Below are 16956 nucleotides of genomic sequence, written 5' to 3'. Positions count from 1 at the left end.
CCTACTTCAAAAGGGATTGCGACACATAACACCAACCAAATCAACTACCGCTTTCATATAATTCGTAGAAACCTGCCCTACTTCAAAAGGGATTGCGACTCCTGTTTTCCTCTCTAATATTTTCCGCATTGCTTCGTAGAAACCTGCCCTACTTCAAAAGGGATTGCGACCTTTTTTTCTAATCCAGTAAGAGCCGCGCCATTCTAAGTAGAAACCTGCCCTACTTCAAAAGGGATTGCGACAAATCTGTTTTTAGACGAGTAATACCTAGCGCTTTCATAACTGTAGAAACCTGCCCTACTTCAAAAGGGATTGCGACGTTCAAATCCAAATACTTCCTTAAACTTTTCAAGAATTTGTAGAAACCTGCCCTACTTCAAAAGGGATTGCGACAAAATCCAGAGCAAAAGGGAAAGCGCTTTTCTTTGGGTAGAAACCTGCCCTACTTCAAAAGGGATTGCGACATGAAACTCAAAATCCTTATGATGATTTCTTATGTAGAAACCTGCCCTACTTCAAAAGGGATTGCGACATTTCGTCATTATCTCCACCCAAGCCCGATACCCGGGCAATCTTTGTAGAAACCTGCCCTACTTCAAAAGGGATTGCGACTTGACGTCATATTTTTCTTCTTTTTCTTCCAACAAATAAAAGTAGAAACCTGCCCTACTTCAAAAGGGATTGCGACTATCAATATAACAGTTATTTATTGGGCAGTAGATTGCAGTAGAAACCTGCCCTACTTCAAAAGGGATTGCGACATGCTATTTTTGTTTTTTCGACCCAATGCCTTGCTGCTTCTGTAGAAACCTGCCCTACTTCAAAAGGGATTGCGACTCACTACCTCTTTCATACCAACCCCCTCCTTTTTTGGTAGAAACCTGCCCTACTTCAAAAGGGATTGCGACGCGTTTGAATAAAAACGGAAAGTATAGTTTGTCTGCTTCTACTGAATGTAGAAATCTTCCTTATTTAAAAATAATCTGGTGATTGGTAAGTGGTCTGAGTTGCTTAAAATATCTGCAATTATAAACGAACAGGGGAAAACCTCTAAATTCGGTGGCTATTCCATTTTTAGTGAGAAGAAAAATAAAGGATAGCTTTAATCTTACTCCATTAACGCATTTGTTTGATAGAGCGTACTCATAAAATTAATTTGTAAGGCTATACTAAAGTTTTGCTTAGGTTAAAAAGTTTAGTTTTACAGGTAGTTTTTATTAGCTCAGACTCAGATAAAAAAGACCAGATTTTGTGAGTTATCAAAGAGATAGCAAGATGAACCCCATCTGTTGGGTCAGGATGGTCTGAACTATGAACAGAAATAATAATCCCTCTGGTTTCATAAGGATTTACAGCTACAAAAAACCGTTGTTGCAGACTCTTTTCTAACACTATGAGGTCTATAAGTAACCCATCTTCTTTGGTATAAACATCTAAAACCTTTATTAAATCCCCTTCGCTTTGGTATAAAATGTCCTTAGGTATTGCTTTAACCAAAGTTCGAAAATCTGGCAATTGTTTTACCTTCAACACACTTATTATGGGCACATAGTCCTCCTTCGTTAACCTTAATAAAGAATATTTCTCTTTTATCCAATCAGGCAACCTAACCCTTTTTATCTTTTTAAAACCGGTAAAATATAAAGGTAGACCTTGAGAAAGCCATTTTCTTGCATATTTGGTAGGATAAAAATCTTCTATCTCAGTTCTTATAAGCTCTTCCCAAAGAGGAGAAAAAGCCTCATTAGTGGTAAATAATTTTACTACCTCCTCAAGATAAGGTCTATGGTCTGTTGCCATCCGAAAAAATCCACCTTCTTTAAGCCGGTCTGCAAGCAACCATACAAACGCTTCATTAACTAACCTGTTTCGTCTTTTCTTACGTTTATCCCAAGGATCTGGAAAATTAAGATAAAGTCCAAAGATACTTTCTGAAGTAAACCCTTTAATAAGAAGTTTGGTCCCTTCCATCGGTAAGAGTCTTAAATTTGAAAGGCCTTCTCCTTCTGCCCTTTTTAAAGCCTTTCTTAAAACCTCCCGGCAAAACTCGGTGCCAACAAAGTTAAAATGAGGGTAAGTTTTGGCTAAATGAACGATAAACTCTCCGTTTCCTATACCTATCTCTACATAAATAGGGTTTAAATTGTTAAAAATCTCAGACCACTTAGGTTGAAAGCCTAAATCTTCTTCTTTTAAGTAAACTTTATTTTCCATTAAAGTTGAAGTTTTCTTTATAAGAGTAGCCGCCTCCAAGGGCTTTGTAAAGATTAACATAGGCATTAAGAAGGTCTGTTTGTAGTTGGATTAGGTTAAGCTTAGCGTTGAGATAGTTTCTCTGAGCATCAATTACCACCAAATAATCAATCAACCCTTGTTCAAACTTTTTTTCTGAAAGGGAAAGCACCTTTTCTAAAGAGGCTAATCGCTCCTTTTGAGCTTCTAACTTTTTCTCGGTTGTTTCTATGGCTACCAAAGCATCATATACTTCTTTAAAAGCAGTTTTTACGGTTTTTACATAGGTATACAAAGCCTCCCTCTTTTGAGCCTCTTTTAGTTCTACCTGGCTTTTAGTTCTACCAAAATCAAGTATCGGTCCTGCTAAAGAAAGTCCCAGATTCCAAAAAGAGGCTGAATGTGTAATAAGGTTTGACAGTTCATTACTTTTATACCCTAAAGCACCTGTTAAAGAAATACTCGGAAAATAGGCTGATTTTGCTACACCTATCTCAAAGTTAGCGGCTTTAAGGGTCTCTTCTGCCGCGATGATATCAGGCCTGCGAACCAAAACTTCAGAAGGTAAAACTGAGGGAGGTTTTAAAGGCTGAGGTAAATCCTGCCTTACCAAAAAATTTTTTTCAAAAATCTCCTTAGGACTTCTTCCTAAAAGGACGGACAAAACAGTTTTCAGGACTTCTCTTTGATTTTTCAAAGTTTCTACCGTTAATTTGGCAGATTCATACTCTGCCTTAGCCTGTTCTACAACTATTTTGCTAACCAAACCTTTTTGAAACTGAGTTTTTCTATATTCGTAAGTTTCTCTAAGCTTTTCGGCGTAATCTTCGGCGGTTTTAAGTTGCAAGGTGGTTGAAGTTAGGTTTAAATAGGTAGAGACTACGTTTGCAATCAGGCTGATTTTTAAAGCTTCTTGGTTAGCTTTAGCAGATAAAAGCCTTGCAAGACCTGCCTTTTCTTGATTTCTAAGTTTACCCCAAAGGTCTATCTCATAAGACACCAAACCAGAAAAAGAAAAGGAATAATCTGTTTTGCCTCCAAGAGGACCAGTATATTCAGAAATCCTGCCTCTTTCAGCCTGACCTTGATAACCAAAATAAGGATAAAGCTGAGCCCTTAGGTTGCCAAGCATAGCTAAGGCTTGTTCCACACGCGACTGTGCGATCATAAGATCATCGTTTGCTTTTAGGGCCTCTTCTACCAGCTGGTTTAAGTAAGGATCATCAAAGTTTTTCCACCAGTTATCTGTTAAGCTAACGGTCCCATTTTCTAACCTAATACTCTGAGGTAAAGGTAGATCAGGCTTCTTAAGCTCTGGGGCTAAAGAGCAACCAAAAACCAAAAACATGCTTAAACCTAAAATCGTTAGTTTAGATTTTTTCATTTTCTTCCCGTTATTTTAGAAAGTCTCTCTCTTAATTTTACCACCACGTAATAAAAAAGAGGTATAAAGAAAACCCCAAACAACGTTGCAAAGGTCATTCCCATAACCACGGTTGTTCCGATGATCATTCTGCTGTTAGCTCCGGCTCCACTTGCAAACATAAGAGGTATAGCCCCGGCAATAAAAGCAAACGAGGTCATCATAATCGGTCTATACCTGAGATAAGCGGCCTCTATCGTTGCTTCAACCAACCCCATACCACGTTTTAATCTTTCTTCTGCAAACTCAACGATCAAAATAGCATTTTTGGCAGAAAGTCCGATCAAAACCAAAAGCCCTGCTTGGAAATATATGTCATTCTGTAAACCAAAAAGATTTAATCCCAAGGCTGCCCCAAAAAGGGCAAAGGGTGTACTTAAGAGGACGGCAAGAGGAGCACTCCAGCTTTCATAAAGCGCAACCAAGATAAGATAAATAAAAATTAAGGCATATATAAGGGCTAAATTACCCTTAGTTTGTACCTTGACCTCCTGATAAGACGTTCCTGCCCAGGCTATCGTATATCCTGGAGGTAAAACTTCTTTGGCTACCTCAGAAATAGCCTTGATAGCATCACCTGAAGTATATCCAGGCTTAGGGGTTCCCAAAACTTTAGCGCTTACAAACATGTTAAACTTTTCTAAAATAGGAGCATCTGGGATTAACTCTACTTTAATCAAACTACTGATAGGGATCAAGTTTCCATTTTTTGAGCGAACATAGACATAACTATAATCTCTTAAATCATCACGATATTCACCTTCTGCACCTAAGTTAACATGAAAAATTCTACCGTAAAGGTTAAAATCATTAACATAGTATTTACCAAACACGATGTTTAAAGTACGATAAACTTCATCTACATCTACCTCATAGGCCTTAGCTTTTTCTCTGTCAACTGTAACCTTATAAGTAGGAACATTAGGAACAAAAGTAGTTCTAACTGCGGTAAGTTCAGGCCTTTGATTAGCTTTAGCCACTATCTCTTGAACATATTTATAAAGGTCAGAAAGAGGTCTTCCTGACCTATCCTGGATATACATTTCAAAACCACCTACCAAACTCATGCCTCTAATAGGAGGTAGATTTACTACAAAGATTAAAGCCTCCCGGTTTTTCGCAAATTGTTGATTTAATCTCTGCTCCAAAGCAAATGAAGAATGTTCTCTACCCTTCCTTTCTTTCCAATCCTTTAGATGAATAAAAGTAGTCAAAGAATCGCTTTTAGAACCAAAAGTTTGCAAATCAAACCCTGCGACGTTTATCCACTCTTCTACCTCTTTGGTTTTGGCTAAGGTATCACTTATTTCGTTGGCAACATTTATCGTTCTTTTTAATGAAGATCCTGGAGGTAGGTTAGTAAAGATATAAAGAAGACCATTATCTTCAAAAGGCACTAGTCCTGTAGGTAGACGTTTGATAAAAAATATAGTTCCTATTACCACAAAAATAAATACCGCTATTCCTATCGGTACAAATCTAAGAAAATTTTTAACTGTGTTTACAAACCACTTTCTACTTTTAAAAAAGAATAGATTAAACAATCTAATAGGTAAAGGCATCTTTTTATGCTCTTCCTCTAAAAATCTTGCACAAAGGGCTGGGGTCAGTGTGAGAGCTACAATTCCAGAGAGGATCATAGAAATAGCGATGGTTACGGCAAACTGACGATAAAAAGCACCGGTAAAACCTCCTAAAAAGGCTGCAGGGATAAAAACCGCAGAAAGAACAAGGACTATAGCTATGATAGGCCCTGTTATCTCTTGCATAGCCTCGATGGTTGCTTCTTTAGAAGGAAGCCTTTTGACCCTTTTTATTCTCTCTGCATTTTCTATAACGATGATGGCATCATCTACCACAAGCCCTATGGCTAATACCAGACCAAAAAGGGTAAGAAGGTTGATAGAAAAACCTAAGGCATACATGCCAGCAAATGTTCCGATGATGGAAACAGGTATGGCAAGTACAGGGATAATGGTAGCCTTTATGCTACCTAAGAAGATATATATAACAAACACTACCAGAATTAGGGCTATTACAAAAGTAACGATAACCTCTTTGATAGCCTCCTTAACATAAAGAGCTGGATCATAAGGATAATAAAACTTGATATCCTCTGGAAAGTTATGCGAAAGTTCTTTTAACGTCTCTTTTGCCTTTTTGTTTACTTCTAAAAGGTTAGCATTGGGGGCCAAAAAAATACCTACTGGGATAACAGGGTCTTTCTTATAAAAAGACTGGCTGTTAAAGTTTTCTGAACTTAGCTCTACGGTTGCTACGTCCTTTAAAAGTAGCTTAGACCCATCAGGATTTGACCTCAAGATGATGTTTTCAAACTGAGAAACCTTTTCAAACCTTGGATCTCCTTTTACGGTGTAAGAAAAACTATAAGCCTTATCTGTAGGTTCTTGAGCTATACCTCCTGCAGAAAACTGTTGATTTTGAGACGCAATAGCTTGGGCTACTTCTATCGGGGTTAAACCATATTTAGCAAGTTTATCGGGTTTTAACCAAACCCTGATAGAATAACTTTTATCATCAAAAATTACAACGTCTCCTACCCCGGGTATACGCTTTAACTCTTCTACCACGTTTATCAAAACAAAGTTAGAAATTTCTACCGGGCTTCTTACCCCTCCCTGAGAGATAAAAGCTACCACCAAAGCAATGTCACGGGAAAGTTCTCTCACCTCAACTCCTTGTCTTCTTACCTCTTCAGGAAGTTTACTCAAGGCCATTTGTACCCTGTTATTTACATCCATCTTCGCAACGTTAACATCAGTCCCTACTTCAAAGTAAACATTTATGTTAACATCTCCGCTTGAAGAAGCAGTACTTAACATATAAATCATGTTAGGGACACCGTTAATACTTTCTTCTAAAGGAGTAACTACTGTTTTTAAAACAGTTTCGGCGTCTGCCCCAGGATAAACAGTTCTAACCATTATTTGAGGAGGGGTAAGGGCTGGATATTCTTGGATAGGGAGTACTTGTATAGCTAAAATCCCAAGCAAAACAAAAAAGATAGAAACTACTGCCGCAAATCTCGGCCTTTCTATAAAAAACTTTGAAATCATACTTATTCTCCAACTACCTTTTCCACCTTTACAGGAACACCTGACTCGAGCTTAAGTAAGTTGTCTAAAGCTATCATATCTCCTGGTTTAAGGCCTTCTTCTATCACTACATACTCGTCTGAAGTTTCTCCAAGTTTTACTGGCTGAGGCTGAACTTTGTTGTCCTTTATCAGCCAAACCACCGGACCAGTAGGTGTCTGAAACACAGCCTTTTGAGGTATCAAAATCACGTTCTTTCTTGTGATACCCTTCACTACAACCTGCACAAACTGTCCTGGAAGTAAAATCTTTTCAGGATTTTTAAACAAGCCCCTTGCTTTAACCGAAGCAGTCTTTTCATCGATGATGGTATCTATAAAATCTATTACCCCTGAATAAGGATAAGATTTACCTTCAAGGATTAAATTAAGTTTTAGACCTTTTAGTCCCATAAGTCCCTTTTTGGTAATCTCAAACCCTAATTTTACTAAATCTCTATCAGGAAAAGAAAAATCTACATAAATAGGGTCTATCTGGTTTATCGTTACCAAAGGCGTACCAGGATTTACCAGATTACCTACGTCTACCATTCTCTGTCCTACAATACCAGAAACCGGGGCGACGACTTTGGTGTAGCCTAAGTTTATCTCTGCTTGTCTTAACTGAGCCCTAGCATATTCGACGTTTGCCTTGGCGGTTTTGTAAGCAGAAAGGGCAAAATCTCTTTCCTGCTCACTTACTACCTTTGCTTTAAAGGATGCCTCTATCCTTCTCCAGTCTTTTTCTGCTTTCTCATACTCAGCAAGGGCTCTTTCTAAGTTAGCCTTTGCGCTTTTATAATTGGCTTCATACAAATCAGGTTCTATCAAAAAAAGTACCTGACCCTTTTTAACAAAATCCCCTTCCTTAAAATACTGCTTTTGTAATACCCCTGTAATTCTTGCTGATACCGTTACGAAAGAAATACTTTTAGTCTTGCCAGGATAGACCAATTCAACCTTATGGTCTTTAGGTTGAGGAACCTGATAGGCAGTTACAGGTACTATCGTAGCCTTAGGTTGTTCTGCATCTTTTTTAGCACAACCAGAAAGGCTTAACATTATAGCGAATATAAAACTTAATATCCTCAACATATAGCCTATGCCTCCGACTCTGGTTTAAGTTCAATTCCTTTTATAAAAAGGTCGACATAACAGTTTATAATTTCTTCCAAATCATTTTTTTTGATGTTTAGAAACTCTTTGATTTCTTTAGCATAAAAGTAAGAAAAAAACATCCCTAAAAACGCTCTCGCCGCAAAATGCGTATCAACCTTTCTAAAAATACCCTTTTCTATCAGCTCGTTAAAATATGCAGAAATAAGCTCTATGATATTTTCTATGATGGATTCGTGAATCTTTTTAATATGGTCAGGGTATCGGTGAAAATCTGTATACATGATCCGTATCAAGTTTTTCTTAGACTCAAGAACGTTTAAAAACTCTCGAGCTATTTTCTTTAAAGCAATGTCTGGAAGTTCAGTTTTTATCTCAGGCAAGATCTCTTTTAGTTTAGGTAAAAAAGAATACTGATTTATGGTTTCTGCAAAAAGATTTTCCTTAGAACCGAAATGCCTAAAAAGAGTTACCTCAGCTACCCCAGCCTGTTTAGCGATCTCTTTGGTGGTTGCACCTAAAAACCCTTTCTCTGAAAAAACCTTTAAAGCAGCTTCGAGAAGTCTTTTTTTTGTATTTTTAGCCATTTATCAATCTCTTTAGTAAGCACTTACATTCTCACATTAATTTTTAACTATAGCATGGTTTTTTGCTTTGTCAAGAGAAAACAAATGATTAGGTTATAAAGTTTTTTACAGAAAAAGATAGGAAAAATAAGAAAGGGGCGGGTTTAGACCCGCCCCTTTCTTAAGTTTAAACAAGGGCAGAGGCAGGAATTATCCTGCCTCCACCCTAAATCTTACTACCTCAACAACTGAAGCACTAATTGTGGCTGAGTATTTGCCTGAGCAAGCATCGCAATTGTTGCCTGCATACGAATCTGATAGGTCGTAAACTCTGCCATCTCCTTTGCATAGTCTGTATTTCTAATCACTGACTCAGCTTCCTTGGTGTTGTCATAAGCAACCTTTTGACTGTCAAAAATAGACTGAAGGTTGTTCATAGTTGCACCAATCTGGGCCCTTATGGTATCAACCTTCCTCAACGCTACCTCAGCAATAAGCATCGATGCCTCTGCTCCCTCATTTGAAGTCACATTTATAGAATAAAGATTCTTAAACTGGGATCCTGTAGTTGAGCCAATTTCAAAATCTCCTAAGGCGGTGTTACTTACTGTTCCTAAATCCAAGGTAAAATCCTTGTCATTAGCAATATAAAGGTCTCCAACCTTTACTGCAGAAGCTATGGTTGCACTAGCTTGAGATTGAATGGTTCCTGCAGAAGCATTTTCTAAGTCATTAACAATCTGATTGATATTAATAGTACCTGTTGCGCTTGCAAGGCTAATTTTAACACTAATAGTATAACCTTTAGAAGAGGTAAGAACAAGTCTTCCTGCATCGGTTGAGGCAGTAAGGTCTGCGCCAGCAGTTGCTGCTTCACGGTTTATCTTCTCTACAAGTTCATCAAGAGATATCGTAGTTTCTGCATCAAAACTAAAAGACTTATTTCCTACATAAAAAGTTAGACTAGCTGTGTCTGAAACATCAGCTATCGCTGTATATTTTTCACCAATACTAACATTTATGGCCTTTGCCTTAAAACCTATGTCGCTGAGATTAGAATTAATCTGTTCTGCCATATACCCTGCATCCAGGATGTAGTTGGTTGTAGAACCATTAACATTTTGTATAGTTGCCTCAATTACTCTACCACCAACTGTTATGGTTTGATTAGTTCCAAATACTACATCAGTAAGACTTGTTAAAACGTCACTAGCTGCAACTTTATATCCGCTGGTTTTAACCATGTGAGCACCTAAACTCTGAGCCCTCACATCATCTACCGATAGATAAACCGTCTGCTCAAGACGAGCCCCATAATGGATATACTTGTCCTTAAATGTACCATCCAAAAGCTTAATCCCGTTATACTCTGTATCAGCACCTATTTTCTGAATAGCATCGACAAAGTTCCTAATTTCCTGTTGTAATGCATTTCTTGCTGTCGGGTCGTTGATGTCGTTGGCTGCATTCTGAGCCCTTACATAGATTTCCTGAAGTTTGTCAAAAATCTGTCCGGCTGAGGCCTCTGCAATCTGTAAGGCTGAAATGCCTGTCTGGATGTTTCTATTACCCTGTTCATATCCCTTTGCAACTGTTCCAAGCATGTCCGCAATAAAAAGTCCTGCCGAGTCGTCTGACGCATTCAAAATCCTGACTCCTGTAGACAACCTCAGTAAGGATTTGTTCATAGCACGCTCGTTTCTTAATAAAGCTGTGTGGGTCTGAGCAGCTGCTTCGTTAAAGTTAATTTTAACTGCCATATCTGGCACCTCCTTTTTTGTTTTTTTCTTTTGTATATTCTTATCGGACAGATAAAAAAAAACTTTAGCTATGTAAACTCTAAAAATTCATGGACAACCCTTTTTCTTTTTATATAAGATGTTAAAATTTCTATTTAAAAGTTAAATTCGGAGGATTTTAACAGGTGTATCAAAAATTAGAGGCTTTAAGATACTTAAAATCTCGTCAAAAAACCAAAGATCAGTCTATTTTTCTTTCACCTGACTTTAACTTTTTAATTTTTAAAGCCAAAGATGAACATGACGAACCACCTCCAGACCTTCCTTTTCATTTTTCTCACTTTCTTTCTTTGTATGATAGAGTTAAGCATAAAGCGCCTCCCGTAAGGTTATACCTTACCAAACCTGCTTGGGTAGAAATTCTCTCGACTGAAGGAGGAGCAACTAAGGAATACTTTTTATATTTAGGAGAAGGAAACAAACATCTTATAGACAATCGAGCAATCCAACCTATATCTTATGAAATTTTAAATCAACTAAAAAACCTGCCTTTTGAAAAGGCTAGCTTTTCTCCCCCTAACCAACCTAATGTATATGTGTACACCCATCTATGGACGGTTGAGTGGTTCGACCAAACTCTTATGACCCTCACCTTTCAGGAAGGATTTGTCCATCAACACTTGGTTTTGCAGTTTGACTGGATGGAAGGGCAAGTGCTTATTCCTTCTGTAAACTCAGCCTGCTTTGGGTATAGATTTTATATAGATGACCCGTTGATTTTAAAAGCTTTTGAAACCCTATGGGAAATATCCCAAACCTCAGGGTTTACGCCAGAAATTTTTAAAAATCTATAAGGATCTCAGGGAGAAAACCTATGGTTTCACAGCAAATTAAAGACTATCTGGAAAGAAGTTCCTGGATAAGAAAGATGTTTGAAGAAGGAATAAAACTAAAGAAGACTCATGGAGAGGACCGGGTTTTAGACCTAACCTTAGGGAATCCAGACCTTCCCCCTCCACCTAGAGTAAAAGAAACTTTGCAAAAAATTATAGAAAATTATGAACCATCGTTTCATCGTTACATGCCTAATGCTGGATTTCCTTTTGTAAGAGAGGTAATGGCTAAAAAGGTGAGTATAGAACAAGGGGTCACGCTTACCTCCGAAGACATAATCATGACCTGTGGTGCAGCCGGTGCTTTAAATATCATCTTTAAAACCCTCCTTAACCCAGGAGAAGAGGTGATTTTTCCTTCTCCCTTTTTTGTAGAGTATCTTTTTTATACAGAAAACCATCAAGGAATACCTAAACCCGTGTCTACCAATCCGGATTTTTCTCTTAACCTTGAAGCTTTAGACCAAAATATTACTGAAAAGACCAAAATAGTCCTGATAAATTCACCTAACAATCCCACAGGACAAATCTATACCGAAGAAGAAATAAAAAGTCTTGCTAAACTTCTGTCAGAAAAAAGTAAAATCTTTGGACACCCTATATATTTAGTTTCTGACGAACCATACAGAAATTTAGTTTTTGATAATCATCAGGTACCCTCTATTTTTAAACACTATCCAAACAGTCTTATTGCCTATTCCTTTTCTAAAGAACTTTCCCTTGCAGGAGAAAGGATAGGGTTTGTAGCCGTGCATCCTGAAATACAACCCAAGAAACTTATCTTAGAGGGATTAATTCTTTGTAATAGAATTTTAGGGTTTGTAAATGCGCCGGCTTTAGCTCAAAGGTTGGCTGCAGAGTGTGCTTTTGCAAAAGTAGAAACTATTATCTATCAAAGAAGAAGAGACCTTATCTGTGAGATGCTCGAAGAGGCAGGGCTTGAGTTTGTTAAACCTAAGGGTGGACTTTTTATCTTCCCTAAAGTCCCGATGGATGATGTTACCTTTTGTCAAAAACTAAAAGAACACTTGATATTGGCTGTCCCAGGGCGTGGTTTTGGTGTATCAAACCATATAAGACTCTCTTTTTGCGTAGATGAAGAAACCCTAAAAAGGCATAAAAGCTCTTTTATCGAAGCAGTGAAAACTATCCTTAATCAAGCTTAACGGTTATGTTTAAGTTTCATGTTTTATACGAAAGCCAGATCACCCAAGCCAGAATTGGGATGTTAATAACCCACCGAGGGGTGGTAGAAACACCAGTCTTTATGCCGGTAGGTACCCAGGCTACCATCAAGGCTGTTCCTCCTGAAAAAATAGCCTCCTTAGGTTATAGAATAGTTTTAGCCAATACTTATCATCTTTACCTAAGACCTGGGGCTGAGGTTATCAAAAATTTGGGCGGACTTCATCGATTTATGAGTTGGCCAAGACTTATACTTACCGATAGCGGAGGATTCCAAGTATACAGTCTATCACAATTTAGAACGATAAAGGAGGAGGGAATTCTTTTTAAGTCTCACCTCGATGGGTCAGAACATTTTATCACCCCGGTTGAGGCTTTAGAAATTCAAACAAAACTTGGCTCTGACATAGCGATGGTCCTTGACACATGTATTCCTTATCCGCTATCTTATGAAGAAACAAAAACCCTTACTGAACTTACCCACCGATGGGCTTTAGAATCTTTTAAATATAGACAAAGACATAAAAACACCAAACAAGCCGTTTTTGGTATCATTCAAGGAGGTATGTTTGTAGACCTTAGACAAAAAAGTGCCTCTTTTATTACCTCTCTTGAGTTTGATGGCTATGCGATAGGAGGCCTTTCAGTAGGAGAACCTTTAGAACTAAGAAACGAAATGATCGAAGTTTCAACCAGTTTTATGCCTAAGTATAAACCAAGATATCTTATGGGGGTAGGAACTCCGGTGGATATTGCTGAGGCAGTAGCCAGAGGGGTTGACATGTTTGATTGCGTCCTTCCCACCCGTAATGCCAGAAGAGGAAGTCTTTTTACCTCTCAAGGACCTTTATCGATAAAATCTTCCAGATTCAAAACCGACTCTGAACCGATAGACCCAAATTGCACCTGTTATACCTGCCGGAACTTTTCTAGGGGATATCTAAGACATCTCTTTCATACCAAAGAACTTTTGGTCTATCAACTATTAACTCTTCACAATCTATTTTATTATGCTAAACTTATAGAAAAAATAAAACAAAGTATCAAACAAGAAACCTTGCTGAACCTAATTCAAGAACTTAAAGAGTTATATTTAAAAAATACCCAGAAGGAGGCAGTTTTATGGACTTAAACTTAGTTTCTAATCTTTGGGCTATGGGTGCACCTCAAGGACAACCCCCTCAAGGAGGGTTGGTAGGTTTTATCATCTCCCTTCTACCTCTTATCATCATCTTTGTAATCTTCTATTTCCTTCTTATCAGACCTCAACAAAAAAGAATGAAAGAACATCAAAAATTTCTTTCTGAACTAAGACCAGGACAAAAAGTTTTTACCACCGGTGGTATTGTTGGAAAGATCGTAAAGATTGAAGGAGATATCGTCTGGTTAGAGGTAGACAAAGATACTAATATTCCTGTAGTAAAAGGCTATATCGCTGGTCCTATCAACTTTTAACTTTATAATACCTGATTTTTGCTAATCCATTCAGAAAGAGCCTTTAGTGCCCTTTCTACCATTAACTGATATTTTTGATTTTTGTGAACTTTTTTATCCAACTGAGGAAAAAGCCCCCAGTTAATGTTCATAGGTTGAAAATACTTTGGATTTGCTTCAACCAAATAGTGTACTAAAGCCCCGATAGCCGTTTCCTTAGGAGGAACTAATAAGGGCTTCCCCTTCATCAACCTTTCTGCATTAATTCCTGCTAAAAAACCCATGGCAGTAGATTCTACATACCCTTCAACACCTGTAAGTTGTCCTGCTAAAAAAACATTAGGACTTTTTTTAAGCTGAAGGGTAGAAGTTAAGACCAACGGGGCATTAACAAAGGTATTTCTATGAATAGAACCTAATCTTGCAAACTCTGCACGCTCAAGCCCTGGAATAAGCCGAAAAACCCTTTTTTGTTCCTCATATTTGAGCTTGGTTTGAAACCCTACCATGTTGTATAAAGTCTTTTCCCGATTTTCAGGCCTTAGTTGTACTACTGCATAAAGTTGTTTACCTGTTCTTGGATCTACCAATCCTACAGGTTTCATCGGACCATAAAGCAGGGTTTCTTTCCCCCTTTCAGCCATCACCTCTATAGGAAGGCATCCTTCAAAATACTTTGGGTCTTCAAAGGAATGCAAAGGAACCTTTTCTGCTTTTATCAAAGCCTCCCAAAATCTTTCGTATTCCTCTTTGGTAAGAGGACAGTTTACATACGATCCTTCCTCTTTTCCATAACGGTCTGCTACAAACACCTTATCCCAATCTATGGTTTCTGCATACACCACAGGAGATATGGCATCATAAAAATGTAAATAAGGTACCTCTATCAGGGTTGCCAAAGCTTTAGCCATAGCTTCACTGGTAAGAGGTCCTGTAGCTAAAATAACTATTCTATCCTTGGGAATCTCCGTTAACTCTTCTCTGATAATTTTTATGTTAGGATGAGAAGAAAGTTTTTGGGTTATATATTCAGAAAAAAGCTTTCTATCTACCGCTAAAGCTTTGCCTGAAGGAACTTCAGAAATTAAAGCTGACTCAAGTATCAAAGATTTTAAAAGCCTTAATTCTTCCTTTAAAAGTCCTACAGCCTTGGTAAGCTCTTTAGAACGAAGGGAGTTTGAACATACAAGTTCAGCTAATAAATCTGTTTTATGGGCTGGGGTAAGTTTAGTAGGGCGCATCTCAAACAGGACAACCTTAACCCCTCTAACCGCAAGCTGCCAGGCAGCCTCAGACCCAGCAAGCCCTCCCCCTACTACCCAAACTTCAGACATGTTCTAGTTTTAATAATCTATCCCTTCAATAGGAATATAGGCTATTTTGGGAGTTATAAAAATCATAAGTTCGCTGTTAGACAACATTTTTTCTTTTCTTTTAAAAAATTCCCCTGCTCCTGGAATACTTCCAAGCCCAGGAACTTTATCTATGTTATCAGAAATATTATTTATTTTAACCCCTCCTATTACTAAAGTTTCTCCGTTATCAAGTAAAGCGGAAGTAGAAATGTTACTGGTATTAATAGTAGGTTCACCTGAAACTGTACGCCCCCAATCAGGCTCTGACTTCTCCATAACCACATCTACAAAAATTTTACCTTCTGGAGTAACGGAAGGAGTTACCAAAAGTTTTAACCCAGCATCTATAAAATTTACGGTTGCCTGGTTGATGTTAGCTGCATAACTCAAATAAGGAATTCTGTAACCCTGCTGTATTATAGCTTGTTCTTTGTCAAGGGTTAAAATTTGAGGTTTTGAAAGAACCCTTGCAATCCCTGATTCTTCAAGAGCAGAAAGAGTTACATCAAGCACAGCAGTGGTGTCACCAAAATAACCTAAAGCAACCCCTAAATTTGCTATGCTATTGGCAACTCCTAAATCAAAGATGGTTGTGTTAGGAATGTTAATACTTGGTGTTTTTGTAGTCATGGTATCATTTGTGGTAATAGAATGACCTGGAGCAATACCCCAAATACTATGTTCCGTTCTTTTCCAAGCAGCTCCTCCCCACTTAATACCCAATTTATGTGCATATTCATCTCTCATTTCTACTATTCTTGCCTCTATCATTATCTGAGGCCTTGGTTTATCTATAGCTTTAATGATCGCCTCAATCTCATCTAAAATTTTGGGAGTTGCTTTAACTATGATGGTGTTAGTTAGAGGTTCAAAGGTTATTTTGTTGGGATCCTTAAGTAGCTCCTGAAGCTTATCCGGAAAACGATGGCTCTTTAGAAGGTCTATGACCTTGCTTGCTCTTAAATACTTAAGCGTAAAAATTCTGGTAATAAGCAGGTTTTTTTCTTCCTGAACCTTTTGCAAGGCATCAAAAATATCTCTTTGAGCCTCAATTTCCGCTTTAATACCCTCTTTACCCTGAGCTACTGCCTTTAGATAATCTTTATAATGTTCTGCATATTTTTTGACCTCATCTAACGTAGCAATCACAATCAAATTTTCTGTTTTCAACTTCGCTAAACCAAAGTTAGAGATTATCGCATCTAATAACAGATCCCACGGAACATCTTTGGCTTTAAGGGTAACTATACCGTTAACTTTATCACTCACCAAAATATTAATACCCCCTACCTCTGAAAGAAGCCTTAAAACGGCATGTAGGTCTGCCCCTTGAAAATCAACCGTTATAGGAATCCCTTTATATTTAAGGTCAGAAAGCGGAAGACTCACCCTTCTTTCATTTAAAAGAATCTCGTACGGTTGGGTACTTATCTTATTTTCTAAAATATCTCTTAATTCCTTTAAAGTTTTTTCCTCTAAGGTTTCTACTTTTTTATCTTTAATAACCACGTTGACCGGTTTTAAAGGTTTTTCCCATAAAAATTCCACCAGAATTTTATTTTCTAAATCTTTTACCTGGACGTTAAACTTTTTGGTTAAGGTTAAACTTAATCTAATCCCATTCTTTTCTAAAGAAACATCAACTTCTTTAATCAAATCTTTGGGTAAATTTTTTACCCAGTTTGATTTTAAAGGAACCACGTTTTGTAAAAATAGAGTTAATTTAGTCTCTTCAACATTTAAGGTATATTGGGGTTTTCCGTCAAACTCAAAAATCAAAGTATCAACCGGTTGTTTCAAGTAAAAAACCTCTCTTAGATTGGTCTTAGCCTTTACCTCACCCCTTCCCAAACTTAAAATAAACGTAAAAGCTAAAATAAATATAAACATGTTAAAAATAAATATCCTTATCTTCATAA

General features: G+C 37.6%; 12 protein-coding genes and 1 CRISPR repeat array. Of the genes, 4 read left to right on the top strand and 8 right to left on the bottom strand.

Translation table 11 applies throughout. The annotated features are described in order from the left end of the window. Positions 1–64: 64 nt before the first annotated feature. A CRISPR array of direct repeats spans positions 65–908; the repeat unit is 35 nt; unit sequence GTAGAAACCTGCCCTACTTCAAAAGGGATTGCGAC. Between the two features lie 256 nt (positions 909–1164). From trmB to PWP26_RS04520, 6 genes are all read right to left on the bottom strand, one after another. Next, positions 1165–2214 carry a tRNA (guanosine(46)-N7)-methyltransferase TrmB gene (trmB, locus tag PWP26_RS04545; protein ID WP_301399046.1) on the bottom strand — a complete coding sequence of 350 codons (1050 nt, stop codon included), beginning with the start codon at positions 2212–2214 and terminating at the stop codon, positions 1165–1167. Then, complete coding sequence (locus tag PWP26_RS04540; RefSeq protein WP_301399045.1) at positions 2204–3616, bottom strand: efflux transporter outer membrane subunit; 1413 nt, start codon at positions 3614–3616, stop codon at positions 2204–2206. Before PWP26_RS04540 ends, trmB begins: the two co-directional genes overlap by 11 nt. Beyond that, on the bottom strand, positions 3613–6732 hold the full coding sequence (locus PWP26_RS04535; protein ID WP_301399044.1) for an efflux RND transporter permease subunit: 3120 nt from the start codon (positions 6730–6732) through the stop codon (positions 3613–3615). The genes PWP26_RS04540 and PWP26_RS04535 overlap by 4 nt, the downstream gene beginning before the upstream one ends. Before the next feature lie 2 nt (positions 6733–6734). Continuing rightward, on the bottom strand, positions 6735–7844 hold the full coding sequence (locus tag PWP26_RS04530) for an efflux RND transporter periplasmic adaptor subunit (RefSeq protein WP_287568545.1): 1110 nt from the start codon (positions 7842–7844) through the stop codon (positions 6735–6737). Positions 7845–7849: 5 nt separating this feature from the next. Continuing rightward, entirely contained in the window at positions 7850–8452 is a 603-nt protein-coding gene (locus tag PWP26_RS04525; RefSeq protein WP_287568546.1) for a TetR/AcrR family transcriptional regulator, read from the bottom strand. A gap of 215 nt (positions 8453–8667) precedes the next feature. Beyond that, positions 8668–10191 carry a flagellin gene (locus tag PWP26_RS04520; protein WP_301399043.1) on the bottom strand — a complete coding sequence of 508 codons (1524 nt, stop codon included), beginning with the start codon at positions 10189–10191 and terminating at the stop codon, positions 8668–8670. A gap of 164 nt (positions 10192–10355) precedes the next feature. Between PWP26_RS04520 and PWP26_RS04515 the strand changes: the two genes are divergently transcribed. From PWP26_RS04515 to yajC, 4 genes are read left to right on the top strand one after another with little or no spacing between them, the layout of a single operon-like run. Continuing rightward, positions 10356–11024 carry a hypothetical protein gene (locus PWP26_RS04515; protein WP_273025590.1) on the top strand — a complete coding sequence of 223 codons (669 nt, stop codon included), beginning with the start codon at positions 10356–10358 and terminating at the stop codon, positions 11022–11024. 20 nt (positions 11025–11044) lie between these two features. Then, the gene (locus PWP26_RS04510) at positions 11045–12229 is read left to right on the top strand and encodes a pyridoxal phosphate-dependent aminotransferase (protein ID WP_273020049.1); all 1185 of its coding nucleotides are present in this window, start codon (positions 11045–11047) and stop codon (positions 12227–12229) included. A gap of 5 nt (positions 12230–12234) precedes the next feature. After that, entirely contained in the window at positions 12235–13380 is a 1146-nt protein-coding gene (gene tgt / locus PWP26_RS04505) for a tRNA guanosine(34) transglycosylase Tgt (protein WP_301399042.1), read from the top strand. Beyond that, positions 13371–13703, top strand: a complete 333-nt coding sequence (gene yajC, locus PWP26_RS04500; protein WP_022855034.1) for a preprotein translocase subunit YajC — start codon at positions 13371–13373, stop codon at positions 13701–13703. Before tgt ends, yajC begins: the two co-directional genes overlap by 10 nt. A gap of 2 nt (positions 13704–13705) precedes the next feature. On the opposite strand, the gene trmFO is transcribed toward yajC, so the two are convergent. Both trmFO and PWP26_RS04490 read right to left on the bottom strand, forming a co-directional pair. Continuing rightward, on the bottom strand, positions 13706–15016 hold the full coding sequence (gene trmFO, locus PWP26_RS04495) for a methylenetetrahydrofolate--tRNA-(uracil(54)-C(5))-methyltransferase (FADH(2)-oxidizing) TrmFO (RefSeq protein ID WP_301399041.1): 1311 nt from the start codon (positions 15014–15016) through the stop codon (positions 13706–13708). A gap of 9 nt (positions 15017–15025) precedes the next feature. Then, a complete protein-coding gene (locus PWP26_RS04490; RefSeq protein ID WP_301399040.1) occupies positions 15026–16954 on the bottom strand; it encodes a secretin N-terminal domain-containing protein in 1929 nt (642 codons plus the stop codon). Positions 16955–16956 lie beyond the last annotated feature (2 nt).

The organism is Thermodesulfobacterium sp., from assembly GCF_030445475.1.
GTDB classification, from domain to species: Bacteria; Desulfobacterota; Thermodesulfobacteria; order Thermodesulfobacteriales; family Thermodesulfobacteriaceae; genus Thermodesulfobacterium; species Thermodesulfobacterium commune.
Note: the sequence above shows the minus strand (reverse complement) of the source record. Positions and strands in the feature narration are given on the sequence as shown.